At 69.1% G+C, this 24,850-nt stretch carries 24 protein-coding genes and 1 pseudogene; 13 read left to right on the top strand and 12 right to left on the bottom strand.

The annotated features are described in order from the left end of the window. Positions 1–17: 17 nt before the first annotated feature. Positions 18–383: a pyridoxamine 5'-phosphate oxidase gene (locus ACN8HC_RS11700; RefSeq protein ID WP_490075015.1), complete on the top strand. Its 366-nt coding sequence runs from the start codon at positions 18–20 to the stop codon at positions 381–383. Between the two features lie 48 nt (positions 384–431). Here ACN8HC_RS11700 and ahcY read toward each other — a convergent pair whose 3' ends face one another. The 3 genes from ahcY to ACN8HC_RS11685 all read right to left on the bottom strand — a co-directional run bounded on the left by ahcY (position 432) and on the right by ACN8HC_RS11685 (position 3,056). Then, on the bottom strand, positions 432–1,868 hold the full coding sequence (gene ahcY / locus ACN8HC_RS11695) for an adenosylhomocysteinase (RefSeq protein ID WP_490075014.1): 1,437 nt from the start codon (positions 1,866–1,868) through the stop codon (positions 432–434). Positions 1,869–1,975: 107 nt separating this feature from the next. Then, positions 1,976–2,512: a DinB family protein gene (locus ACN8HC_RS11690; protein WP_490075013.1), complete on the bottom strand. Its 537-nt coding sequence runs from the start codon at positions 2,510–2,512 to the stop codon at positions 1,976–1,978. Beyond that, positions 2,505–3,056 carry a TetR/AcrR family transcriptional regulator gene (locus ACN8HC_RS11685; protein WP_490075012.1) on the bottom strand — a complete coding sequence of 184 codons (552 nt, stop codon included), beginning with the start codon at positions 3,054–3,056 and terminating at the stop codon, positions 2,505–2,507. Before ACN8HC_RS11685 ends, ACN8HC_RS11690 begins: the two co-directional genes overlap by 8 nt. Positions 3,057–3,121: 65 nt before the next feature. Between ACN8HC_RS11685 and bioB the strand changes: the two genes are divergently transcribed. The 7 genes from bioB to ACN8HC_RS11650 all read left to right on the top strand — a co-directional run bounded on the left by bioB (position 3,122) and on the right by ACN8HC_RS11650 (position 10,157). Next, positions 3,122–4,207, top strand: coding sequence for a biotin synthase BioB (bioB, locus tag ACN8HC_RS11680; protein WP_490075165.1), 1,086 nt, complete (start codon positions 3,122–3,124; stop codon positions 4,205–4,207). Further along, positions 4,200–5,519, top strand: coding sequence for an adenosylmethionine--8-amino-7-oxononanoate transaminase (locus ACN8HC_RS11675; protein WP_490075011.1), 1,320 nt, complete (start codon positions 4,200–4,202; stop codon positions 5,517–5,519). Before bioB ends, ACN8HC_RS11675 begins: the two co-directional genes overlap by 8 nt. Next, positions 5,516–6,652 carry an 8-amino-7-oxononanoate synthase gene (locus tag ACN8HC_RS11670; RefSeq protein WP_490075010.1) on the top strand — a complete coding sequence of 379 codons (1,137 nt, stop codon included), beginning with the start codon at positions 5,516–5,518 and terminating at the stop codon, positions 6,650–6,652. Before ACN8HC_RS11675 ends, ACN8HC_RS11670 begins: the two co-directional genes overlap by 4 nt. Then, positions 6,649–7,317: a dethiobiotin synthase gene (gene bioD, locus ACN8HC_RS11665; RefSeq protein ID WP_490075009.1), complete on the top strand. Its 669-nt coding sequence runs from the start codon at positions 6,649–6,651 to the stop codon at positions 7,315–7,317. Before ACN8HC_RS11670 ends, bioD begins: the two co-directional genes overlap by 4 nt. A 94-nt stretch (positions 7,318–7,411) precedes the next feature. After that, positions 7,412–8,281, top strand: a complete 870-nt coding sequence (locus ACN8HC_RS11660) for a polysaccharide deacetylase family protein (protein ID WP_490075008.1) — start codon at positions 7,412–7,414, stop codon at positions 8,279–8,281. Continuing rightward, a complete protein-coding gene (locus ACN8HC_RS11655; RefSeq protein ID WP_490075007.1) occupies positions 8,268–9,509 on the top strand; it encodes a YncE family protein in 1,242 nt (413 codons plus the stop codon). Before ACN8HC_RS11660 ends, ACN8HC_RS11655 begins: the two co-directional genes overlap by 14 nt. A gap of 204 nt (positions 9,510–9,713) precedes the next feature. Then, a complete protein-coding gene (locus ACN8HC_RS11650) occupies positions 9,714–10,157 on the top strand; it encodes a protein-tyrosine phosphatase family protein (RefSeq protein ID WP_490075006.1) in 444 nt (147 codons plus the stop codon). Between the two features lie 4 nt (positions 10,158–10,161). Here the strand turns inward: ACN8HC_RS11650 and ACN8HC_RS11645 are convergent, their stop codons facing one another. Then, the gene (locus ACN8HC_RS11645) at positions 10,162–11,103 is read right to left on the bottom strand and encodes a DUF808 domain-containing protein (protein ID WP_490075005.1); all 942 of its coding nucleotides are present in this window, start codon (positions 11,101–11,103) and stop codon (positions 10,162–10,164) included. A 49-nt stretch (positions 11,104–11,152) separates the two neighbouring features. Continuing rightward, positions 11,153–12,601 carry a mycothione reductase gene (locus ACN8HC_RS11640; protein ID WP_490075004.1) on the bottom strand — a complete coding sequence of 483 codons (1,449 nt, stop codon included), beginning with the start codon at positions 12,599–12,601 and terminating at the stop codon, positions 11,153–11,155. Between the two features lie 59 nt (positions 12,602–12,660). On the opposite strand from ACN8HC_RS11640, the gene ACN8HC_RS11635 reads away from it, so the two are divergent. Further along, the gene (locus tag ACN8HC_RS11635) at positions 12,661–13,866 is read left to right on the top strand and encodes an MFS transporter (protein WP_490075003.1); all 1,206 of its coding nucleotides are present in this window, start codon (positions 12,661–12,663) and stop codon (positions 13,864–13,866) included. Here the strand turns inward: ACN8HC_RS11635 and ACN8HC_RS11630 are convergent. From ACN8HC_RS11630 to ACN8HC_RS11615, 4 genes are all read right to left on the bottom strand, one after another. Then, entirely contained in the window at positions 13,863–15,047 is a 1,185-nt protein-coding gene (locus ACN8HC_RS11630) for an SIS domain-containing protein (protein ID WP_490075002.1), read from the bottom strand. The two genes, ACN8HC_RS11635 and ACN8HC_RS11630, sit on opposite strands and share 4 nt — an antisense overlap. Before the next feature lie 12 nt (positions 15,048–15,059). Beyond that, complete coding sequence (locus ACN8HC_RS11625) at positions 15,060–15,269, bottom strand: Trm112 family protein (RefSeq protein ID WP_490075001.1); 210 nt, start codon at positions 15,267–15,269, stop codon at positions 15,060–15,062. Between the two features lie 64 nt (positions 15,270–15,333). Continuing rightward, on the bottom strand, positions 15,334–16,752 hold the full coding sequence (locus tag ACN8HC_RS11620; protein ID WP_490075000.1) for a phosphomannomutase/phosphoglucomutase: 1,419 nt from the start codon (positions 16,750–16,752) through the stop codon (positions 15,334–15,336). An 11-nt stretch (positions 16,753–16,763) separates the two neighbouring features. Then, a complete protein-coding gene (locus ACN8HC_RS11615) occupies positions 16,764–17,117 on the bottom strand; it encodes a DUF3499 domain-containing protein (RefSeq protein ID WP_490074999.1) in 354 nt (117 codons plus the stop codon). A 156-nt stretch (positions 17,118–17,273) separates the two neighbouring features. Here ACN8HC_RS11615 and ACN8HC_RS11610 point away from each other — a divergent pair, with 156 nt between their 5' ends. Further along, positions 17,274–17,660, top strand: a complete 387-nt coding sequence (locus ACN8HC_RS11610; protein WP_490074998.1) for a metallopeptidase family protein — start codon at positions 17,274–17,276, stop codon at positions 17,658–17,660. Next, on the top strand, positions 17,660–18,490 hold the full coding sequence (locus ACN8HC_RS11605) for an SDR family oxidoreductase (protein ID WP_490074997.1): 831 nt from the start codon (positions 17,660–17,662) through the stop codon (positions 18,488–18,490). The genes ACN8HC_RS11610 and ACN8HC_RS11605 overlap by 1 nt, the downstream gene beginning before the upstream one ends. Before the next feature lie 9 nt (positions 18,491–18,499). Here ACN8HC_RS11605 and ACN8HC_RS11600 read toward each other — a convergent pair whose 3' ends face one another. From ACN8HC_RS11600 to ACN8HC_RS11590, 3 genes are read right to left on the bottom strand one after another with little or no spacing between them, the layout of a single operon-like run. Next, the gene (locus ACN8HC_RS11600; RefSeq protein WP_490074996.1) at positions 18,500–19,915 is read right to left on the bottom strand and encodes a DUF5719 family protein; all 1,416 of its coding nucleotides are present in this window, start codon (positions 19,913–19,915) and stop codon (positions 18,500–18,502) included. Further along, a complete protein-coding gene (locus ACN8HC_RS11595; RefSeq protein ID WP_490074995.1) occupies positions 19,912–23,103 on the bottom strand; it encodes a glycosyltransferase in 3,192 nt (1,063 codons plus the stop codon). The genes ACN8HC_RS11600 and ACN8HC_RS11595 overlap by 4 nt, the downstream gene beginning before the upstream one ends. A gap of 56 nt (positions 23,104–23,159) precedes the next feature. After that, on the bottom strand, positions 23,160–23,441 hold the full coding sequence (locus tag ACN8HC_RS11590) for a WhiB family transcriptional regulator (RefSeq protein ID WP_425484755.1): 282 nt from the start codon (positions 23,439–23,441) through the stop codon (positions 23,160–23,162). Between the two features lie 171 nt (positions 23,442–23,612). On the opposite strand from ACN8HC_RS11590, the gene cofD reads away from it, so the two are divergent. Both cofD and ACN8HC_RS11580 read left to right on the top strand, forming a co-directional pair. Continuing rightward, positions 23,613–24,581, top strand: a complete 969-nt coding sequence (gene cofD / locus ACN8HC_RS11585; RefSeq protein WP_490074994.1) for a 2-phospho-L-lactate transferase — start codon at positions 23,613–23,615, stop codon at positions 24,579–24,581. Beyond that, positions 24,578–24,850: pseudogene (locus ACN8HC_RS11580) on the top strand (hypothetical protein); the annotation flags it as partial. The gene cofD and the pseudogene ACN8HC_RS11580, both read left to right, overlap by 4 nt.

Here is a 24,850-nt window from a genome sequence, read left to right as displayed (position 1 = left end):
CGGCGTAGTGTCGCGGTGTGAGCATCGAGGTCGATCCGGCTGCGCTCGCGACGACGGTCGCGCAGTTCGACAGCGCGCATCTGCTGTCGACCCGGGATTCCCGCGTCAAAGTGGTTGCGGTCGACGTGACCGTCGCCGACGGGCAGCTTCGGGTGTCGTGGAGCAAGGGCACCGCGGCGAACGTCGACGTCAATCCCGCGGTGACCCTGCTGTTCGCGCCGACCGAGCACCACGGCTACTCGCTGATCGTGGACGGCACCGCCGAGGACGTCGGTGACGGCTTCGTGATCACTCCGACGAGCGCCATACTTCACCGCCCGGCGTCCCACGCCGACGGTCCCCTGCCGCCCGGCGACTGCGGCAACGACTGCTGCCGTCTGTAGGCCGTCGAGCCGGGCGACAGGCAGAGACCGGAGTCAATCCAACTCTGCTCAATACCGGTAGTGGTCCGGCTTGTAGGGGCCGGCGACGTCGACGCCGATGTATTCGGCCTGCTCCTTGGTGAGTTCGGTCAGCTGAGCACCGAGCGCCGGGAGGTGCAGGCGGGCCACCTTCTCGTCGAGGTGCTTGGGCAGCACGTAAACCTGCTTGTCGTAGTCGCCCCGCTTGGTGAACAGCTCGATCTGCGCGATCGTCTGGTTGGCGAACGAGTTGGACATCACGAAGCTCGGGTGGCCGGTGGCGTTGCCGAGGTTCATCAGCCGGCCCTCGGACAGCACGATGATCGAGTTCCCTCCGGGGAAGGTCCACTCGTGTACCTGCGGTTTGATCTCGGTCTTGACGACGCCCGGAACCCTGGCCAGTCCGGCCATGTCCAGCTCGTTGTCGAAGTGGCCGATGTTGGCCACGATCGCCTTGTTCTTCATCCGCTGCATCTGCTCGGCGGAGATGATGCCGAAGTTGCCGGTCGTGGTGATGAAGATGTCGGCCTCGCCGATGACGTCGTCGAGGCGGGCAACCTGGAAGCCCTCCATGGCGGCCTGCAGTGCGCAGATCGGGTCGACCTCGGTGACAATGACCCGGGCGCCCTGGCCGGCGAGCGCCGCGGCGCAGCCCTTGCCGACGTCGCCGTAGCCGCAGACCACGGCGATCTTGCCGCCGATCAGCACGTCGGTGGCGCGGTTGAGCCCGTCGAGCACCGAGTGGCGGCAGCCGTACTTGTTGTCGAACTTGCTCTTGGTCACCGAGTCGTTGACGTTGATGGCGGGGAAGAGCAGGTCACCTGTCTTGGCGAGCTCGTAGAGCCGGTGGACGCCGGTGGTGGTCTCCTCGGTGACGCCCTTGACCTGGTCCGCGATCTTGGTCCACTTCTGCGGGTCCTCGGCGAGGGTTCGGCGTACCAGGGCCTTGAAGACCTGGAACTCCTCGGCGTCCTCCTCCGTGGTCGCCGGCACCGCACCGGCCGCCTCCCATGCGCGGCCCTTGTGGACGAGCATCGTGGCGTCGCCCCCGTCGTCGAGGATCATGTTGGGTCCGTCGCCACCGGGCCAGGTCAGTGCCAGGTCCGTGCAGTCCCAGTACTCCTCGAGAGTTTCACCCTTCCAGGCGAAAACCGGTGAACCTTGCGGGTTTTCGGGTGTGCCGGCGGGTCCGACGACGACTGCCGCAGCCGCCTCGTCCTGAGTGGAGTAGATGTTGCACGAGGCCCAGCGGACCTCTGCGCCGAGTGCGGTGAGTGTCTCGATGAGCACCGCGGTCTGCACGGTCATGTGCAGTGAGCCGGTGATCTTGGCACCCTTCAGCGGCTGGCTGGCGCCATACTCCTCGCGCAGCGCCATCAGGCCGGGCATCTCGTGCTCGGCGAGGCGCAGCTGATGCCGTCCTGCTTCGTGCAGGCTCAGATCTTTGACCTTGAAGTCGAAGGACATGGGTGTCCCTTTCCCTGATCGTTGCTGTCAACATTCCCTCGCCGGCGCGCCCCTCTGGGCTGCTCTCACGTCGGGTCATCACCCACGCCGGTGCGCGCCCAGTCTACTCAGCGCGGGAGTTGCGCTCCCACGTCGTGCAGGTGGTGCACGAGATCGTGCAGGCAGTACTGCCCGAGGGTGAGCACGGTGAAGTGCGAGCCGTTGCTGCGCAGTCCGCGACGCTCCCAGGCGTCGCCGCGCACCTCGTCGTAGTCGTCGGCGAGTTCACCGGCACCGCTCTGGATGGCGCCGGCCACCACCTGCGGGTCGTCGAGGGCGTAGTTGCCGGCCTCCGCCGCCGCGTCCTGGTCCCAGTTCTCGAAGACCGCATCGTCCACGGTGAGCATCATGGTCAGCCGGTCGTCGAAGATCTTGCAGACATCGCGGACGTGCGCCCCGTATTCGAGGTGCGACCACTTACCCGGGGTCGACCGCACGTTGACGTCCGGTTGGGCGAGGACCTCGGGCCAGGGCTCGGCCGCGGCGCGCAGGTAATCGCCGAGCTGCTCGCCGGTGACCTTCGACGCGTCGAATCCGCACTCGGGACAGCGCCGTTCGACGACCCAGGTCCAGTCCTTCTCGTCCGGTGTAATCACGTCAGCCATGTTCACTCCTCGGTAGCGGTGTTGCGGTGATGGAGGTGAGGGCCAGCTCCAGGCCGCGCTCGAAGGCGGCCGCCGCACCGTGCGTCGGCAGGTCGGCGAGGCGACGGTTCTGTTCGTCGCCGATGGAGCCGAGCACGTGATGTATGACGAGGGCCTCGGCCGCCGCGGCCGTCGTGGCCGAGTCCGCGAGTTCGCCGGTCAGCGTGCGCAGCTGGACGAAGACCGGGCTCGCAGCGGGGTCGAGGGCGTAGCTCAGTGCGACCACGTCGGACCCGTCCGGGATCGGCAGAACGGCCGCGCGAATCCCCTTCGCGAGCCGGCGGATGTCTGCAGCCGGATGCCCGCTGCGACGCACCGGGACGTCGGCGAGCACCCGCTCGGTGACGCGCAGCAGGAGGGTCTGCTTGTTGGGCACGTGCCAGTAGAGCGCGCCCGGCTGCACGCCGAGTTCGCGCGCGAGCCGGCGCATCGTGAGGTCGGCGAGGCCGTGTTTGCGCAGCACGTCGACTGCTGCGTCGACGATCTCCTCGTGGCTCAGGGGCATTCGATGTCACCTCCCGATGGCGCGTCGGTCGCTCGGCACGGCATACTTGAACGGTGTTCAAGTCTATGGCGTCCCTTGACGCCCGTGTCTCCCAGATTCTTGCAGGCGACCGCGCGACGCCCGACGACGCACTTGCGGTGTTGCACGCTCCGGACGAGGACGTGCTCGCACTGACCGCCTCGATCTCGCGGTTGCGGCGGGAGCATTTCGGCAACACCGTCAAGGTCAACTATCTGGTCAACCTCAAGTCGGGGCTGTGCCCGGAGGACTGTCACTACTGCTCGCAGGCGCTCGGCTCCGAGGCGGACATCCTGAAATACAAGTGGTTGCAGACCGACGAGGCGATCACCCAGGCGACCGCCGGCGTCCGTGGTGGCGCGACCCGCGTGTGTCTGGTGAGCAGCGGGCGGGGACCGACCGACCGCGACGTCGACCGGGTGTCGGGCATGGTGAATGCCCTCAAGGAGTCTCATCCGCAGGTGGAGGTCTGTGCGTGCCTCGGCCTGCTGAAGGCCGGGCAGGCGGAGAAGCTGCGCGCGGCGGGCGTCGATGCGTACAACCACAATCTCAACACCGCTGAGTCGCACCACGACTCGATCGTCACGACCCACACGTATGCCGACCGCGTCGACACCGTCGGCAAGGCCAAGGCTGCCGGTCTTTCACCGTGCTCGGGGTTGATCGCGGGACTCGGCGAGACCGACGAGCAGCTGGTCGAGGCGCTCTTCGCCCTGCGGGACCTGGGGTCCGACTCGATCCCGGTCAACTTCCTGATGCCCTTCGACGGCACACCGTTCGAGGACACCTGGGAACTCACTCCGTTGCGGTGCCTGCGGATCCTGGCAATGGCGCGAATCGTCTGTCCCGACAAGGAGATCCGCATCGCCGGTGGTCGAGAGATGCACCTGCGGTCCCTGCAGGCGCAGGCGCTGCACCTGGCGAACTCCATCTTCCTCGGCGACTACCTGACCTCCGAGGGTCAGGCGGCGCAGGACGACCTGGCCATGATCGAGGACAACGGGTTCTTGGTGTTACGTCGGTCGAGTAGTGACGGGGGGAGCGAAGCGGAGGACGTCACGTATCGAGACCACGTCCCCGACCCAGCGATCCGCCGCCGCGGCGCGGGCACCGAGCTCGAACCGAATGCCTGACACCTCGCTGCTCGATCGCGAGCGTGGACTGGTGTGGCACCCTTACGCATCGTTGAACGGCCCTGCGCCGTATGCCGTTTCCGACGCGTCGGGGGTGCGCCTCTCCCTTACCGGCCGGGACGGCACGTCCGCCGAGGTGGTGGATGCCATGGCGTCCTGGTGGTGTGCGGTGCACGGCTACCGTCACCCGGTGCTCGATGCCGCCGCGCGCAAGCAGTTGGCCGCGTTCAGCCATGTGATGTTCGGTGGGCTCACCCACGAGCCGGCCGTCGCGCTGGCCGAGCGCCTCGTGCGGCTCGCACCGGGCCCGATGGCCCACGTGTTCTTCGCCGACTCCGGCTCGGTCTCCGTGGAAGTTGCGCTGAAGCTGGCACTGCAGTACCAGGCGGCGACCGGCCGTCCCGAGCGACAACACTTCCTGACCGTGCGCGGCGGCTATCACGGCGACACCTTCGCCGCGATGAGCGTGTGCGACCCGGTGGACGGGATGCACTCCGCCTTTCCTGGTGCGCTCGCGTCCCAGGTCTTCACGCCGCGGCCACCGATCGCCCGACTCGACGCCGAAGGCCATTGGCATACCGACGAATTCGAACTGACCCAGTGGTCGGCCGCCTTCCGCGCGACCGCGGCAACTCGGGCCGACGACCTCGCGGCGATCGTGGTCGAGCCGGTCCTGCAGGGCGCCGGCGGCATGCGGCCCTACCACCCGCACTGCCTCAAGGTGATGCGCGAGGTGGCCGACGAGCACGGGCTGCTGCTGATCGCCGACGAGATCGCGACCGGCTTCGGCCGGACCGGAAGGCTTTTCGCCTGCGAATGGGCGGACGTGCGGCCGGACGTGGTGTGTGTCGGGAAGGCACTGACCGGTGGCTATCTCTCGCTGGCCGCAGTGCTGATGACCGGGCAGGTCGGGAGCGCGATCACCGAGTCGGCCTTCGGAGCGCTGTTGCACGGGCCGACGTTCATGGCCAATCCGTTGGCGTGCGCGATCGCGAACGCCTCGCTGGAACTGCTCGAGGACGGCTGGTCGGAGAATGTCGCCCGCGTCGCCGCGGGGCTGCGCGCGGGCCTCGCTCCCGCTGCCGAGCTGGCGTCCGTCCACGACGTGCGCACGGTGGGCGCGGTCGGCGTCATACAGCTGGACCGCGAGGTGGACGTGCCCGCTCTCACCGCGGCCGCGGTGCGGAACGGCGTGTGGGTCAGACCGTTTCGCGATCTGGTCTACACGATGCCGCCGTACGTCTGCAGCGACGAGGACATCGCCGCGATCTGTGCTGGCATGGTCGCCGCGGTCGCGGAGGTGCACCAATGAGCTGGGATGAGTGGCTCGCGGAGCGGGCCGCGTTGCGTCGCGAACGTGGCGTGGAGCGCGCCGACACCGTGCTTCGCGACGAGTCGATGATCGACCTGGCATCCAACGACTACCTCGGGTTGTCGCGGGACGCTCGGGTGCAGGCGGCCGCCACGGCCGCGACCGAGCAGTTCGGTGCGGGAGCGGCTGCGTCACGCCTCGTCACGGGGACTCTCCCGGTGCATCGCGAGCTCGAAGCGGCGCTCGGCGATCTCACCGAATGGCCTGCGACCCTGGCGTTTTCCACCGGCTATGCGGCAAACCTCGGTGTCGTGACGGCCCTGACCGGGCGTGGTGCGCACATTCTCCTGGACGCGCACGCACACGCCTCACTGCACGACGCGGCACGGATGTCGCGGTCGCCGTACGACACCTTCGGACACAACGACCCCGCCGACCTGGATGCGCGGTTGCGAGCGCTCGGTGGGGTGCGGGTGCTGGTCGCGATCGAGTCGATCTACTCGGTGTTGGGCGATGCCGCACCGATCGCGGAGCTGTATGCCGTCTGCCGGGCTCATGGCGCCCTGTTGATCGTCGATGAGGCGCACGGGATCGGCGTCGCCGGAAACGGCCGTGGGCTGGTGCACGCGCTCGGCTTGGCCGGAGCCCGGGACCTGGTCGTCACGGCGACGCTGTCCAAGTCGCTGGGCGCGCAAGGCGGAGCGGTGCTGTCCGGTAGGCCGATGCGGGCTCACCTGGTGAACTCGGCTCGGTCGTTCATCTTCGACACCGGGCTGGCACCGGCCGCCGCCGGAGCGGCCGGCGCCGCGGCACGCATCGTCGCGGCGGACCCGAGCCTTGCGGGCGCGGTGCATCACCGGGCGGCGCTGATCAGTCGGGAGTGCGGCACGGAGTCCGCGGCCGGCGCGGTCCAGTCACTGCCGATGCCGGATCCGGGCAGCGCCGTTGCGGCCCGTGAGGCGCTGCGGGCCGAGGGCGTGCTGGTCGGCTGCTTCCGGCCGCCGAGCGTTCCCGACGGCGTCTCCCGGCTGCGGATCACCGCGCGCGCCGATCTCCCCCTTGCGTTGGTCGAGCAGGCGGCGCGGCTCATCGCCGAGGCCGCGCGCCGAACAACCGTCGGAGCAGCGCAATGACCGTCATCGCGATCACCGGCACGGACACGGATGTCGGGAAAACGATCGTGACTGCTGCCATCGCGGCGGCGCTCACCTCGTCGGGTGCATCGGTGACCGTCTACAAGCCCACGCAGACCGGTGTCGAGACTGACGAGCCCGGGGACGTCGCTGTGGTGCAGCAGCTCACCGGGGTGCGAGGGCACGAGGGCGTGCGGCTGGTCGCTGCCATGGCGCCGCGACCGGCCGCTGCGCTCGAATCTGCTGTACTACCAACGCTCGACGAACACGTTACTCGGATCTCAAACCTGGGGAGGTCTTTCGACGTCGTCCTCGTCGAGGGTGCGGGCGGGCTACTCGTCGAGCTGACCGAGGCGGGCGAGACGATCGCCGAGCTGGCCGGCGCGCTCGGCGCGCCGGTTGTCGTGGTCGTCCGGTCCGCACTCGGGACGTTGAATCACACGGCTCTCACGCTGGAAGCCTTGCGGCACAGGAGCGTTCGTCCGCTCGGTGTGGTGATCGGATCGTGGCCCGAAGCACCGCCGCTCGTGGAGATGAGCAACCGCGCGGCGTTCGAGGCCGGCACTGTGCCACTGCTGGGCGTCATACCAGCCGGCGCTGGTGGCCTCCCCCGCGACGACTTCGTGACGCGCGCACCGGAGTGGCTACCTGGTCTTGGTCACTGAGCTCGCCAGACCCAGCGCAGCGCATCAGGGAGCAGCACTTCGCCGGATCCCCGGCGTACGGCGAAACTTCATCCGCGTGGGGTAAGAGTTGACCATGCAGGATGTCCCAGACAGGTCCAGAGCAAGCGGGCCGCCCGACGGCGACCGCACGATCGCGCGGCGTGGCGTCGTCGCCGCGGGCGCCGCCATCGTCGCAGGAGGGCTGACCGCGTGCGGCAGCTCGGCCACCGGCAGCGCGACGGAGCGAGCATCCCGCACGGCGTCGCCGAGCACGGCAGCACGCTCTTCGTCGACACCGAGGGCGTCCGCTGCCGTGCCGGCCATCCTCAGCACCGACGGACCGGACATCGCAGCAGGCCCCCGGACGAGCAATGACATCGCACTCACCTTCCACGGTGCCGGGCCGTCATCGATGGCGGGACGGCTGCTCGACATACTCAAACAGCGCCGCACACCGGTGACGGTGTTCGCGGTCGGCATGTGGGCAGCGACGAATCACCCTCTCGTGCACCGGATCCTGGCCGAGGGTCATGATCTCGGCAACCACACCTGGAGCCACCGTCCGATGCGCACGCTCAGCCTCGCCGAGGCGGACTCGGAGGTGGCGAGGGGAGCTGCAGCGGTCGCTGCCGTCCGGCATGAGGCCGGTCCGTTGTTCCGCCCGTCAGGCACTCCGACCAGCACGACGATCATCCGGGCCGCCGCTCATGCGGCGGGCTACCACCGGTGCATCTCGTATGACGTGGACTCTCTCGACTACACGGATCCGGGTCCCAACGCCGTGATCCAGAACGTGCTACGGTCCGTCCGCGGCGGATCGATCATCAGCCTGCACTTCGGTCACCAAGGCACCGTCGACGCTCTGCCCACGCTCTTGGATTCCTTGTTGGCCAAAGGTTTCCGACCTCGTACCGTGACCAGCCTGCTGTCCGCGCCAGGAGATCCCGTTGTTGTCAAGAACTAGTCGCATCGTCCTCGCCGCCGCGGCGATGTCCGGGCTCGCCGCCTGCAGCGCAACCAGCACTCCGGCACACACATCCGCCGCAACGGCGCCAGCGACGTCCGCCTCGAGCAGCAGCACAACAACTGCGCCGGCGTTCGGACTCGCACCCGACGGACTGCCGGTCTACGCACACACGACGAGCCCTGCCGACATCAGCCGGATCGCCCGCCGGGCCAAGGAGCTGGTCTACGTGCCGGAGCAGTTGTCGGGACGGGTCCAAGTGATCGACCCGCACAGCTTCAAGATCATCGCGACGTATGACGTCGCCGCGTCCCCCGAACACGTCGTTCCCAGCTATGACGAAAAGACCCTCTGGGTCAACAGCGACGCGGGATACCGGCTGACTCCGATCAACCCGGACACCGGCAAGCCGGGTCGCGCGATCAAGGTCGCCTTCCCGTACAACCTCTACTTCAGCCCCGACGGCAGGCATGCGCTCGTCATGGCCGAGGCGCTGGACCGGATCGACGTGCGCAACCCGCACACCATGGCGCTGCAGCGCTCGCTGCACGTGCCCTGCAATGGCGTCAACCACGCCGACTTCACCGCCGAGCTCACGACGTTCGTAGCGTCCTGCGAGTTCAGCGGCAAGCTCCTGGTCGTCAACAGTGACGCCACGCACGTCGACAAAGTCATCAATCTCAACGCGATTCGCACCTCCGGCGCAACCGACCCGAAGATGGCCAAGAGTATGGGCGGTCCCGCCGCGAGCCTGGACCCTGGCGCGTCCGCCATGCCACAGGACGTCCGGCTCGCGCCCGACGGCAAACACTTCCTCATTGCCGACATGCTCCGCAACGGAGTCTGGATCTTCAACGCACGCACGTTCGCCTTCGAACGTTTCGTCCGCACTGGCAAGGGCGCTCACGGCATCTACCCGTCCCGCGACGGCAAGGAGATCTACGTCAGCAACAGGGACGAAGGCTCGATCACTGTGCTGAACGCACAGACGCTGAAACCCGTTGCCAAGTGGCGCATTCCAGGTGGAGGCTCCCCCGACATGGGCGGACTCTCCGCGGACGGAACGCAACTGTGGCTGTCCGGTCGGTACAACTCGGTCGTCTACGTCTTCGACACTCGCACCGGCAAGCTGATCCACAAGATCCCCGTCGACCCGGGCCCGCACGGCCTGCTCGTCTGGCCCCAGCCCGGTCGCTTCTCGCTCGGTCACACCGGCAACATGCGCTGACTCCCGCCCGGCTCACGCGTTGACAATGGTTTTCGGGCCAGTGTTGTCCCCCTCTGCGAGCCCGTCTTGTCCACAGGTTCTCGGACGTAACTGACTGTTTCGCCGAGGCGCACCGCCTTTCGGGACGTCCCCCGGTGCTCCCCCGGCCTACTCAATCCGCTCTGCTGCGCCGTCACGTCAGGCATTGCGTCATACGGTGGATCCATGAGCCACTGGAGCGTCACGGACGCCCGCGTCATCGCGCTGCCCTCCGGGCGTCTCATCCGCGGTCGAGGTCTGCAGGCTCACCCCGAGATGCCGATCGACCCGGAGTTCGGGCTCTATCTACTCGCCACGCCGGTCCGCGGCGTTCCCTGGTCCCACGAGTGGATCGAATGGGCCGACTTCGGCCTGCCGGCCGATCCGGTGTCGGCCGACCGAGCCATCACGGTCGCCTGGCAGCATGCCCTGACCGACCGCGTCGAAGTGGCCTGCATGGGCGGCCTCGGCCGCACCGGCACCGCACTCGCCTGCCTGGCGACCCTCGACGGCCTCTCACCTGCAGCGGCCATCGACCACGTCAGGGCGGCATACGATCCGCGCGCGATCGAAACGCCCGAACAAGCCGACTATGTCGCGAGATTCGTTGCGGTCAATGGCACCCGGTAGCCGCTCAGGCAGCTCCCTGCGCAGCATCGCGCCCGGACCGTTTCGGCAGGAAATGCAGCACCGCCACGATGAGCGCGCCGACGACGGCACCGAAGACGGCCGAGAAAAACGTGTTCACCACCCAGCCCAGCACGGAGCCGAGCGCGCCCGTGGCATCGTGCACGGCGTGCTCCAGGCGATGAACTACGCTGTATGGCGCATTCCAGCCGAGATCGTCGAAGCCGTTCAGCAGGATGTGCCCGCCCACCCAGAGCATGGCCACGACGCCGACCGTCGACAGCACCCGCAGCACGACCGGCATGCCGGTGACCAGCCCCCGCCCGATCCGCTCACGTCCCCCGGTCGCTCCGTCGGCAAGCCCAAGGCCGATGTCATCCATCTTCACGATCAGCGCCACGACGCCATACACCAGCGCCGTGATGAAGATTGCCACGACGATCAGGATCGCCGCCCGTGAGAGGAAGGGCTCGTGGTCGACCTCGTTGAGAGCGATCACCATGATCTCCGCGGACAGGATGAGGTCGGTGCGGATCGCCGCCGCGATCACCTTGCCTTCGTCCTTGGGCCGGTCGGTCGCTGACTCGCGGTGACCCGACAATGCCTCCCAGATCTTCTCGGCTCCCTCGAACGACAGGTAGGCGCCACCGAGCATCAGGATTGGTGTGAGCGCCCACTCGGCGAACTGACTGAGAATCAACGCAACCGGCAGGATCAGCAACAACTTGTTGCGCAGTGAGCCGACCGCGATCTTCTTGATGATCGGGAGTTCCCGCTGCGCCGAGAGGCCCTCGACATACCTTGGCGTGACCGCCGTGTCGTCGACGACGACGCCGACCGCCTTCGCGCTCGCCCGGCCGGTCGCAGCGCCGACGTCGTCCAACGACGCCGCAGCGAGCTTTGCGAGCGCCGCGACATCGTCCAGCAGCGCGACCAGTCCACCTGCCATGCGGGAAGTCTATGCAGCAGCCGTCCAGCGAACGCTCACAGACCGGGTGTCACCCGAAATCGAGCCCCAGCAGGGCGTTCTCGACCACCTCGGCGAGGGCCGGGTGGATCCAGTACTGACCGCGCGCCACCTCCGGCGCCGTCTGGCCGAAGCTCATCGCCTGGATGACCGGCTGGATCAGCGTGCTCGCGTCGGGACCCATCACATGTGCGCCGACGATGAGTTTTGTATGGCGATCGGCGATCACCTTGAAGATGCTCGTGGTGTCCTCCATGGCCCAGCCGTATGCCGTGTCACCGTATTTCTGGACCTTCACCGTGACGTCGATGCCGGCGTCCCGGGCGGCGGCTTCGGTCAGACCGACCGACGCGATCTGCGGATGGGTGAACACCGCCGAGGGCACGAACCGGTGGTCGAACGCCCAGAGGTCTTCGGGATGCACGAGGTTGTGCGCAACCACGCGCGCTTCGTGGTTGGCGACGTGTTTCAGCTGGTGTGACGAACTCACGTCGCCCAGCGACCAGACGCCGTCAGCAGTGGTGCGCCCGAACTCATCGACACGCACCCGTCCATCGGAGTGCGTTGCGACACCCGCTCTTTCGAGGCCGAGCCGCTGGGTGTTGGGCCGACGCCCCGTTGCGACGAGCAGCATCTCGCCCGTGACCAGTTCGCCGGAGTCGAGCTCCAGCACGAGCTCCGTGGCTGCCTCCTTGACGCCGACCACGGTGGCGTCGAGGTGCACTTCCCACTGCTTGACCGCTAGAGCCGTGAAGTCCTTGCTGATCTGCTCGTCCTCCTTGCGCAGCAATCTCGAACTCCGATTGACGATGCGCACGTCGACGCCGAGCGCCCCGAAGACATGCGCGAACTCCGAGGCGATGAAACCGCCACCCAGAATCACCATCGACCGCGGCAGCTCATCGATGCGCATGATCGTGTCGCTCGTCTGGAAAGGAACACCGGACTCCGAAACAACGTCGGGCACAACCGAATGCGCGCCGGTAGCGACCACGACCTGGTCGGCCGTCACCTCCTCGACGCAATCACCGACGTGCACCCGCAACTCACGTCGCCCGACGAACTCGGCATGGCCCTCGAACGCGGTGGTGTTCGGGCCGTGCTCCCGGTAGGAGCGACCGGCCGCCGCGATCGGATCGATCCGCCCGAAGATCCGATCGCGAATGTCACGCCACCGCACTGCGTCCAGCGTGGATTCAACGCCGTATTTGGCCGAGTCCGTGACCGTGTCGGCCACGTCAGCGGCATACACGAACATCTTCGTGGGAATGCATCCCACGTTGAGGCAGGTCCCGCCGAAGAGGCCCTCTTCGATCACCGCCACGCGCTTGTCGTCGAAGTCCGGCGTGACCAGCGAATTGCCGGATCCCGTGCCGATGATGGCCAAGTCGAAATGCGTCACGCACCCAATGTATGCCGCGCCGCAGGCGATGCCGCCGGACGCTCCGTCGCGACGACCCAGCGTCCACATGCCGGGCATTGCGTCCATCATACGGATGGCCCCTGTCCGCGGGCGGTGTCGGAGAGCACGCTGTCCTCATGGCAGAGGGGACGCACTGGCGGCGCAATCTCTTTGTCTGCGTGGGTGGTTCGTTCACGACGATCGTCGCGATGACGATGCTCGTCCCGTATCTCCCGATCTTCGTCGAACAGCTCGGCGTCCATGACCGAGCATCGGTGTTGCGTTGGTCGGGCATCGCCTACAGCGCCACCTTCTTCACTGCCGCCCTCACCGCGCCGCTGTGGGGCGCCCTCGGCGACCGTTTCGGCCGCAAGTCCATGCTCATCCGCGCCAGCCTCGGCATGGCGATCGTCATGTCCTGCATCGGACTGGCCCAGAACGTCTGGCAACTGCTCGGACTGCGGCTGCTCACCGGCCTGCTCGGCGGCTACGCGTCCGGCTCCACGATCCTGGTTGCCGCGCAGACCCCGAAGGAACGCAGTGCCTGGGCGCTCGGCATCCTGTCCGGCGGCGTGATGGCCGGCAATATCGTGGGCCCGCTCTTCGGCGGCTTCGCGCCCGAACTCGTCGGCGTGCGCACGACGTTCTTCGTCGCCGGCGGCTTGATCTTCCTGGCCTTCATCGCGACCACCACTCTGCTGCACGAAGAGCGGAAACGACCGCACAGCAAGGAGCTCCACGAAGGCCGCACCTGGTCGCAACTGCCGCAGCCGACAGTCGTCGCCATGCTCCTCGCAACCTCCAGCCTGCTGCTCTTCGCCACCATGTCGGTGGAGCCCATCATCACCGTGTTCGTGGAGCAGCTGAGCCGCGACTCCGGGCACGCGTCCTTCCAGGCGGGTGTGATCATGGCGCTCGGAGCGGCGGGCAGCATCGTGTCGGCTCCTCGGCTGGGTCGCCTCGGCGACCGCATCGGGCACCTCACCGTGATCACCGGGTCACTCGTCGCGGCCGGAGTGCTCCTGCTCGCCCAGGCCGCCGCTCCCAACGTCGTCGTCCTCGCGGTCCTCCGGCTCGTCATGGGCGCGGCGCTCGGCGGGCTGATGCCGGCCATCACCGCCGCCGTTCGGCACCGTGTCCCCGATCGCGTCGTCGGTCGCGCGCTGGGGCTGTCGGTCTCCGCTCAGTACGTCGGTCAGGTCACCGGGCCGCTGATGGGCGGGTATGTCGGAGCGCATCTCGGACTCCGCCCGGTGTTCGTGATCACGGCAGTCGTGCTGCTCCTGGTTGCGGTCGGCGACAGCGCCCTCATCCGGCGCCAACCGGTCACCGATCGGGTCTAGAGCTGACCCGACGTCCGGTCGCGGAGGTCCGCGACGTGCGGCGAGACCGCTGGATCCACGCCCAGGCCGAGCGCGAGATAGGTTGCGGCGAAATCGGTCAGCGACATCAGCTCCGCCAGCCGAGCGACCGAATGCCCTGCAGTGGCTGTTGATTCGATGATATGCGCGCCGGCCGCACGGGCCGTGCCGAGCACTGCCTCGGTGAGTGCGTCGGCCGCATCGCTCTCGGGTGTCGGTGGACGCACTGGCGCGTCCCGCAGCATCATCAGCCCGAGTTTCGGCTGCGCCGGCGCATCCAGGAACGGGTCGGCGAAGATGTCCGCCTGACGTGCCGCCGCCGCGCCCACCCCTCCACCCGCCGTGAACGGTCCGTCGAAACACGCGACGACCTGCGATGCCGCGTCCGGCAGCTCGCCCCAGGTCGCGGGGATCCGCGCCGTCTGGGCGAGCATCGCCGCTGCGCGCCGCGCGGCGACACCGGAGAGCGCACCGTCACCGAGGACGACCGGCACGGTCTCCGCCGTCTGCACGGCGATCAGCTTGGCGGGATTGACGAAGGACTCGGATGACGGCCGGCACGCTTCCGCTTGCTCGTCCAGCCGTCCGGCGACTTCGGGGAGAACCGAGTCGGGCACGTCGATCAGGCCGAGGATGTCTCCCGCCATCAGCACCGGAGTGAGCAACGACCACAAGGAGGTTCGGGACGACGTGCGGCCTCGCCCGACACCGATGTGCACACCGCGTGCGCGGTGGCTCACCTCGGCGAGCGGAGAGTCGTCCGCACCGACCGTGAGTAGTGCCGCACCCCGTCGTGTGGCTTCCCTCGCAACGGCGACCGGCCCTTCTGCACGACCCGACAGGGACACCGCGATCACCAGATCGAGTGGTCCCACCCATCCGGGAATGGGCAGGTTGCGGCGCACGGTCACCGGCACCGGGGACGACGGTTCGGCGAGCATCTCCAGCACGTCGGCCACCACCGCACTGCCGCCGAGTGCGGCCACCACGACGGACCGCGGACGCTCGCCGTAGCTCACCCGGTCGATTCCACCTTCCGTCGACAGGGTGATGGCCTCCCGGACCTGGGCGCCGGCGGTCGCCAGCGCCCGCAACGTCTCCCGCGAGTCACGCCGGGCCAATTCGTCCGGATCGTCGAGGCCGGCCTCATCGAGATAGGGCATCGTCGCCTCGGATCAGATTGAGAACACTCGTGACTCGTCGGCAAGCAACACCGGCACGCCGTCCTCGACCGGGTAGCCACGACGCTGTCCCGGAGCACCACAGTCGGTCGCGCACTGCAGCTCGGGTTCGCCGTCGGGGCCGGTGCCGTCGACCAGCTCGTGCAGTCCCACGGGGCAACGCAGGATCTCCCGGAGCCACGGATCAATCGTGCTTGCACTCATGCAGACCCCTCCTGCGTCGGGCTCTGCATTCGCCCTGCGTCCATTGGTCGCTCGCTGCGCTCGCTCATGCCTTGCTCTCCTCGCGAATCTGCTCCAGGGCGCCGTCACGGACCCGCTCCATGGTCCCACGATCCGCCGCCTCGACGTTGAGTCGGAGCAGCGGCTCTGTGTTGCTCGCCCGGACGTTGAGCCACCACATCGGCTCACCGTCGTGGCTGATCGTGAGTCCGTCGAGGGTGTCCTCGGTGACGTCGTGGTGCGACGCCCACGCGCGCACGCGCTCGGTTGCCGCCGCCGCGTCGACGACCCGCGAGTTGATCTCGCCGGAGGCGACATAGCGGCTGTATGACGATGCCAGCTCCGACAACGGACGGTCCTGCTCGCCGAGCGCCGCGAGCACGTGCATGGCCGCCAGCATGCCGGTGTCGGCATACCAAAAATCCTTGAAATAGTAATGGGCCGAGTGCTCGCCCCCGAAAACCGCCTGATGGGAAGCCATTTCGGCCTTGATGAACGAATGGCCGACGCGGGTCCGGATCGGTTCGCCGCCGCACTCGGTAATGATCTCCGGCACTGCCCGGGAGGAGATCAGGTTGTGCACGATCCGGGCTCCCTCGCCGGCCTTGGCGATCTCCCGGGACGCGACCAGCGCCGTCACCGCCGAGGGACTCACCGGCTCGCCGCGCTCGTCCACGACGAAACAGCGGTCGGCGTCACCGTCGAAGGCGAGCCCCGCATCGGCGTGCTGCTCGACCACGGCGCGCTGCAGATCGCGCAGGTTTTCCGGCTCGAGAGGGTTCGCCTCATGGTTGGGAAAGGTGCCGTCGAGCTCGAAATACAGCGGCACCACCTCGATCGGCAGCGCCGGCAAACCGGCGACCGCGCCGAGCACAGCCGGCACGGTGTGTCCACCCATCCCGTTGCCCGCATCGACGACGACCTTGAGCCGGCGACTGCCGGACAGGTCCACCAGTCCGCGAAGAAACGCGGCGTAGTCGGCGAGCAGGTCCTGATGGGCGATCGCTCCGGGCCGACCCGACGACTCCACTGTCGACGGGTCGTCCAGCCAGCCCTGGGCGAGAGCGGTGATCTCAGCCAGGCCGGTCTCCCGGCTCACCGGCCGGGCACCGGCCCGGCACAGCTTGATGCCGTTGTACTGAGCCGGGTTGTGACTGGCGGTGAACATCGCTCCGGGCAGCTGCAACGCACCACTCGCGTAATAGAGCCCGTCGGTCGAACACAGCCCGATCTGCACCACGTCGAGACCGGTCCGGGCGACACCGCGGCCGAACGCGTCGGCGAGCGACGGCGAACTGGGGCGCATGTCATGACCGACCACCACTGCGCTCGCGCCCTCCGGAATGGCGACCACGCGGGCGAAGGCCGCGCCGATCGCGGTCGCGACCTCGTCGCTCAACTGATCGGGCACGAGCCCGCGAACGTCATACGCCTTGCAGAAGTCGGCGAGCCGGGGTGCTGTCACGAACGGTGAGCCTATTCCCTGCCGCGCAGCACGGTCAGGACCGGTCGCTCACCCGCTCGTGGGGCCTGCGGAAAAGGAGCCGGCGGGGCGGCCGCCGCGCGCACCGCGTCCGCGAGCGCCAGCAGGTCGTCCGGGGTCGGCTCGGGTTCGGTCAGGTCGATCGCGAGGCGCACCACGTCCCATCCGCGGGGCGCCGTCAGCCGCGTGGTGTGATCGGCGCACAGGTCGTAGGTGTGCGGCTCCGCGTAGGTCGCGAGCGGGCCGAGCACCACCGTCTGGTCGGCATGCACATAGGTGAGGGTGGCAACTGCGGCCGCCTTGCAGGCAGTGCGGGAACACAGGCGCTTCACTCTCGGACCAGTCACGTTGCTCGACTCTAGGACACACCGGTGACGGTGCCCGTTCGGCACGCCGGTCGCCCGGCCACCGTCGCCTATTGACTAAGGTCGGATCATGAGCGAGCGGAGCGAGCGACCGTGGGCTCGAGGGAATGGCGGGGCCCGACGGAGGAGGGGACCGACATGACCATCGACCGGCACGGACGCGGCTTCCGGGGCCCGCTCGCGTGGCCGCCGGTGCCGGCGATGCGCAGCAGGTCAGCACAGTTCGACGAGCTCGTGCTCGACGGCGTGGAGAGTCTCGAACGACGGCTGAAACGCAAACTCGACGGCATCGAGTTCGCCGTCGAGGACGTGCCGTCCACCGACCCGCCACCGTGGGAAGCGGAGCTCGCCCTCGGACGCGCGTACGCTGCCGGCCGGGGCACCTCGGCACGCGTCGTGCTCTACCGCCGGCCGATCGAGTCGCGGGCGTCCGAGGACGGTGAGCTGGCCGAGCTGGTGTGGGACGTGCTCGCCGAGCAGGTCGCCCACGTGATCGGCATTCACCCGGACGACCTGGAGGACTGATGTCGCAGGCCACCGACCCGCCACCACTCATCCCAGGACTCCCCGGCATCGCCCGGCCACCGGTGCTGGTGACCGGCGGCACCGGGACCATCGGCTCGCAAGTTGTCCAGGAACTGCTCCGATCCGGTGTGCCGGCAACGGTTCTCACCCGGTCCACAGGTCGATCGGCGCCCGGGGTCCGGGAGATCGAGGGCGACCTCGCGACGGGCTCCGGGCTGCGAGCAGCGGTCGACTCCGTGCAAGCGGTCATCCATTGTGCGAGTGATGCGAAAAACAGCCAGGACGTCGACGTCGACGGCACTCGGCGGTTGTGCGCAACGCTCGCCGAGCACAATCCACAAGCCCGGGTGATCCACGTGTCGATCGTCGGCTGCTGGGACAACCCGCTCCCCTACTACCGCGCGAAGGCGGCGGCGGAAACGGTGGTGACGGACGCTCGCCGTCCCCATGCCATCGTGCGAGCGACCCAGATCCATGAGCTCGTGCACCGGCTCATCGGCAGTCAGTTCGGTGGTTTCGGCATCGGAATGCGCGGTCTGCGCTTCGCACCCGTCGAGTCGGCATGGCTAGCATCGCAATTGGTCGATCTGGCACTCGACGAAAACCTGCCCACCGAGGTCACCGAGTATGCCGGGCCGGAGATCCTCTCCGCGCGGGAGCTCGCAGTGCTCACCGCGCACGTGGAAGGGCGCCGCACGCCACACGTAGTGCGCCTGCCCGCTCTCGGCAGCACCATGCGGCGGTTCGCAGAGGGTTCCAATCTGCCGGGTCCGGACGCGATTCGGGGTGGCGCAACCTACGGTCAGTGGCTCGCGGCTCAGCAGGACTGATCGCCGGACTCAGCCGCGCGCCGGCACCAGCCGGGACGTCGCCTGGCTGAGGGTGACCGGCTGCACCGGCACCGTCGCCAGGAAGTCACCCGACGCATCCCGTCCCGTGACCGTGACGGCAGCGTGCACTGCACCACCACCGACCGGACGAAGCCACACGGCGCGCGCATTGTCGACACTGCTCGTCACCGCCCGACCAGCCGGAACCACAACGGTTTTGCTGTGGGTGTCTCCGGACGAGGTAGTGGTGACGACCTCGACCCTGCTCGTGGTGTCGGCCGTGAGCATCAAGGTCGCCGAGCCGCCGGGAACGCCTGACGGGAGGGCGATGCCGGCCGGGTGCTTCAGCAGCGGTGCGGCGGTGGACCAGCTGAGATCGGTGGTGCCGGTGGTTCCGGTGCGACTCATCACCGCTGCGACGACCGGCACGTCGGCCGTGACCTCGACGGCGTAGCTGCCGACGGCGAGGCCGGTCAGGTCGATCGCCGATGTGGTCTCTCCGGCCACGGTGGTGACACGGTCGGTCACCACGGCACCGGAAGTGTTGATCGCACGGGTCCGGACGATGGCCTGCTCGCTGCCGGGGACCGCGAGTCGGACGACCGGTGCAGCCTGGGTGGCGGAGACTGCTGGAATCACGATGTTCCGGGCAGCGGCCACCGCATTGGAGGAGGTGCTCTCCCCCACCGGTGTCTCGCCCGTCATCCAGGCATCGGTGAGCGAGGCCACCACGCCCGCCCCGGACGCGGTGACGCGCACTGCCGCCGCGCTGAGCGCGGGCCCGAAGTCGCCGAGCGTGAGCACCTTGCGCTGGCCGGGTGCGAGAACCGTGCCGGCGACGCTCGCCGACTTGTCGACCCCGTCGGCGCCGAGCACCGAGGCGTCCACGGTCGTGGGTGTCGCCGCAGGATTGGCCAGCACCAGCCGCGCGACACGGCCCTTCTGGTCGCCTCCGCCGAAGAACCATCCGGATTGCACCGGAGCCGAGCAGTTGCTGAGCGCGAGACCGCGCGACGTGCTGCGCTGGTCGAGCTGCAGCTGCCCGGCCACCAGGCCGCTCGCCAGTCCGCCGGATCCAGTGACGGTGCCGGTGACCCCGGAGGGCAGCTTGGCGGCAGCCGCTCCACCGTGCCGCAGCTCGAGGGCGCCGGTCGTCGCACCCTGCACCCGCACGGTCCCGTCGGCGGCCGGCTTCGGCGTCCACCGCGCCGGCGCGGAGGCGACCTCGATCGACCCGTCCAGATCGGCTCCGGTGCACGCGAGCGACATCTCGGTCACCCGGCCGGACGTGGTGTCGGCGGACGCGGCCCGCACGTCGGAGCGCCGGGTGGTGTCGGCGGTGCCGGTCGCCTGCGTCGCGCCCCAGACGAGGCCGGCTCCGGCCAGCACCGCCGCGGTCGCACGCAGGACACCCCAGGGCTTCACAACGTCCTCCTCGACCGGCGGTTGCCGAAGGGAACGGCGAGGAAGAGCAGCAGCCCGGCAAGAACACCCTGGCCGAGCACGACGTGCGGGTGCTGGAGGCCGGGATCGATCACCAGACGGCCACCTGATGCGGGCACCGGGTAGCTCAGTTGACCGTTGCGGACCTGCGCCGGCATGGAGTGACCGTTGACGGTCACTCGCCCATGGTCCTGCCACCCCGTGCCCTCGGCGATCACCAGCCGACGGCCCGCCGGGCCGGCCGGGATGCGAGTCACGGACCGCGCATGGGCGGTCGTGGACGGCAGCTGCGCCACCGGCGCCCCGTCGAGGTCGAGCCGGACGCGGCTGCTGGCGACCACGGACCTGCCGTCGTCGGTCGTCGTCGGGTCGACCCGCCATACAGCCGCGCGCGCGGCACGCGAGATCTGGGTGAGACCCGCGACCTGGTGCAGCGTCGCGCTGATCGCGGAGCGGTTGCCCGGACCGTCGACGACGACGAAACCGACCGCAAGCGAACGTAATCCGGCCGCCGCCTCCGCCGGGTGATCGGCCTGGAGGAGGGTCTGAGCGACCTGCGCCGTCGCAGCCCCACCACTCGGCACGGGTTGGCGGAGGCCGGTAGCCGGCAGGCCGGTCTCGCGCCCGATCAGCTGGTAGGTGATCGTGCCCGACCGCGCGATCGTCAGCCGTAGGTAGCGCACGGCGCTCGGGCCGGTGAGTTGTTCGGACACGACGCTGGACGGTCCGGCGGGCGCCGGACGCAGGCTGCCGGTCGGCGTGGCCACCCAGGCGGCCAGCGCGGTGACCGCCGCGAACAGCACACAGGCGCCGGTGGTGGCGCCGACGGCGAGGCGACGCGCGACCTGCGGTGCCCGGCCGGGCCGCTCCGCGAGCACACCGCGCAAGCCGACGAGCGCGGCGCCGATCAGCGCCGCGGCGAAGACGTCCAGCCCCAGGCCGCTCCACGGCGTGCGCGGGCCGTCCGACCACTGGACGAGCTGCAGGTGCGCGGCGGCGAGCGCAGCTGCGAGACCGAGCAGGCCGACGAGAGCCAGGCCGGTCGACGCCTTGCCGAAGCCGCTGCGCACCAGGCCGGCCACACCCAGGGCCAGCACCGGGATGCTCGCCCAGAGCGAGTAGGACCCGGGCCCACCGGGGTGCAAGAGCAGCAGGTGCCACGGCGGAGTCGCGTGCACGGTGTCCAGCCCACCCGGGCCGGCCAGCAGCGCACGCCAGTCGGAGAGCAGCGAACGCGTCCACCAGCCGAGCAGCAACCACGGCAGCACCGCCACGACGAGCCCGCGCAGCCTGGCCCAGCCCGGACCGATGACGACGACCACCACGCCGATGACTGAGCTCACGATCAACAGCGGCGGCGCGAACGCCCCGACGACAGCGGCGGCGAGCACCGTGCCGCACGTCACCGGCGTGCTCGCGCGCCGCCGACCGATCTCGAACGAGCCGGCGAGTGCCAGCGGGAAGACGATGTGCGCCACCACGGGGCCGAGTCGACCACCCGCGACCCCCGTGGTCAGCGTCGGCAGGCCGGCCCACGCGAGCGCTGCGGCGGCTCGCGGCCAGCGCGCGTGGGTCGCGACGCGCGCGGCGCGGTAGGCGACGAGACCGGACAGCGGCATCGCCAGCACCAGCAGGCAGGTGACGACAGCAGCACCGGACGCAGCGCCGTGGACGCCGGGCAGCTGCTCCGCGAGCCAGGCGAGCGGCGCCAGCACGATCAGGTATGGCGTGGCGCTGCTCGCATGGCCCAGTCCGGGACCTGTCCAGGCGTCACGCCACATCCGCCACAGACCGGTGGCGTCGGTGGTGAACGGTTGCAGTGCACCACCGACCAGGCCATTGCCGGTGCCCCGGACCGCACCGCCGGTGATCAGGTCACGCCAGCACACCCCCGCTGCGGCGACCAGCAGGAGGACGGCCCACAGGCCGGGATTGTGCAACAGGCCGCGGCGTCCCGCGACGACGGGCATGGACTCGGCATCGTCCGCGACCGGGCCGGTCTCGACCGGCTCGGTGCTCGGAATGTCACGACGCGTCGGCTCGGGCGTGATGGCGTCGCCCATCGTGGCGACGGCGTGCTCGACCGCACCACGCCAGGGCACGAAGATCCCCCGGAGGTTGCGACGGCGGGTCGTGGCCCGGCCGATGAACCGCCAGCGGGCGCCGAGGATCCGCAATATGCCGAACGGTGCTGTCGCCTGGGCGAATTCGCCGAGAGAGCGGCGGGGCCGCTTCAGCAGCAGCAGGAGCACGCCGAGCACGGTGCAACTCAGCAGGATCCACAGCGCCATGAAGGGCAGGCCCAGCAGCGAGCACCGGGCGAGGGCGACCTGCCGGTGCCGGCGCAGGGTGCGCGGGCTGCGCGGCGCCGGGCGGTCGACGTCGCTGTCCTTGCCGACCAGATCCTGGTGTGTGCGTGCGGCGGGGACGACGATCACCTGGCGACCGGTCAGGTGGGCACGCCAGGAGATGTCGAGTCCGTCGCCGTCGCCGTCGAAGGCCGGCTCGAAGCCGCCGAGGCTGAGATAGACGTCCCGCCGGATCAGCATGCCGGCGCTGCTGACCGCGAGCACGTCCCGCCGGTCGTCGTGCTGGCCCTGGTCGGGTTCGCCCTGCATCCGGGAACCGACGTGGCGACCGGTGCGGGTCAGGTCGATCCCGACGTTGACCAGGCGCGTGGGGTCGTCGCTGTCGAGGATCTTGCAGCCAGCAATGCCGACGCGATCGCTTGCCGACACGATGCCGACGAGTTGCTCGAGCGCGTCGTGTGCGGGAGCGCTGTCCTCGTGCAGCAGCCACAGCCATTCGTCCCGATCCCGAGGACGGACAGGGCGTTTGCGGGCACGCCGCCGTGGGCGCAGGGCGACCACGGTGTTCTCGCCGGGATCCGGCAGTGCGGTGACGGCGGTGTCGACGATCTCCGCGAACGGTGTCCCGGGCGGGACGGTGACGACGGAGAGGGCCCAGTTGCCGGTGCCGATCGAGGGGTGGTCGGCGAGCACGTCGGGCAGGTCGCGGCCGGGGGTGGCATCGATGACGACGAGCCGCTCGGGACGACGGCGGGCGGACACGAGGGATTCCAGCGTGTCGGTCAGCCGAGGGTGATCGCTGTGCTGGACGACGAGGAGTGCGGTGACCGTGAGGTCGGTGGAATCCTCGTCGGTCGCCAAGAACCCGGCACCGGTCAGCTCGGCTGCGTGCCGGGAGGGGCGGGCGTGGGTCGTGCTCAGACCGCCCGCTTCTTCAACTTGCGACGCTCGCGCTCGGACAGACCGCCCCAGATGCCGAAGCGTTCGTCGTGAGCGAGTGCGTATTCGAGGCACTCGGCCTTGACCTCACACCCGATGCAGACCTTCTTGGCCTCTCGGGTGGAGCCACCCTTTTCGGGGAAGAACGCTTCCGGGTCGGTTTGCGCGCACAATGCGCGCTCCTGCCACGAAAGCGCTGTCTCGTCCTCTTCCTGCTCGAGCCCCTCGTGCAAGAGGGTCAAAAGTGTGAACTCCTGCACGGCTCCTCCTCCTCATTCGCCTGACGTGATGGCCTAATTACACGCGTGTCATTCCCATCCGTCAAGCCCGGGAGCTGCTAGCCACCTCCGCGCAGTTCCGCGTGCGGCAACGCTTTTCGTCACCGCCCCGGCCGGGTCCGCACGCCCAGCCGGGCGTGCGACGATGGGACGATGCGCATCACGGCACTCGCCGGGGGTGTCGGCGGCGCCCGATTCCTTCGCGGCCTGCTCCACCACCTGTCCAGCAGGACCGACGGCCCGCACTCGCTCACCGTCATCGGCAACACCGGGGACGACATCACGCTGTTCGGTCTGCGGGTGTGCCCGGACCTCGACACGCTGCTCTACACGCTCGGCGGTGGCGTGCACGAGGGCCAGGGCTGGGGCCGCGCCGACGAGACCTTCGTGGTGCAGAGCGAGCTCGGGGCATACGGCGCCCAACCCCAGTGGTTCGGGCTCGGTGACCGCGACTTCGGCACGCACATCGCCCGCAGTCAGTGGCTCGGCCAGGGTATGCCGCTCAGCGCCGTCGTCGAGCGGCTCGCGCAACGCTGGGGGCTGTCCGAACAAGGCGTCACCCTCCTGCCGATGACCGACACACCGGTCGAAACCCACGTGGTGATCGAGCAGGACGGCGCGGAGAGCGCAATTCACTTCCAGCAGTGGTGGGTTCAGCACCAGGCGGCGCTGCCCGCCAAGCGATTCGTCGTCGCCGGGCTCAACCAGGCCGCTGCCGCACCCGGCGTGCTCGATGCGATCCGCACCGCCGACCTCGTGCTGCTGCCGCCGAGCAACCCCGTCGTCTCGATCGGCATCATCCTGTCCGTGCCCGGCGTGCGGGACGCGATACGCGGCACGGGCGCGCCCGTGATCGGCGTCAGTCCGCTGGTCGGCGGAGCTCCGGTGCGCGGGCACGCCGACGCGTGCCTCACCGCCATCGGCGTCGGGGTGACACCGGACGGCGTGGCCGGCCTGTATGCCGACTTCCTCGACGGCTGGTTGGTCGACAAGGCCGACGAGTCCTCCATGGCCGGATCCGACGTCGCCGTCCGCGCTGTCCCGCTGCTCATGACCGACATCGATGCCGCAGCCGAAATCGCCGGAGAGGCAGTCGAACTCGGCTTGTCCCTGAGCGCATGATCTGTATCCGGCCGGTCGGCTTCGACGACGAGGTCACGCCGGAGCTGGACCTGCCCGTGCTCTTGGCCTGCCTGCTCTCGGACGAGCTCGTGGCCGGTGACGTGCTCATCGTCACGAGCAAGATCGTCTCCAAGTGGCTCGGACTGTATGCCGAGACGGGCGTCGACCGCGCGGATCTGGTGCTCCGGCAATCACATTCGGTCGTCGCGGAGCGCACGACGGCGACCGCGGTGACCCGGGTCGTCCACGCGGTCGCGGGGCCGGTGATG

It is taken from the genome of Flexivirga sp. YIM B11880, from assembly GCF_058148645.1.
The sequence above is the reverse complement of the archived record's forward strand: the minus strand, read 5'-3'. Positions and strand labels throughout refer to the sequence as shown.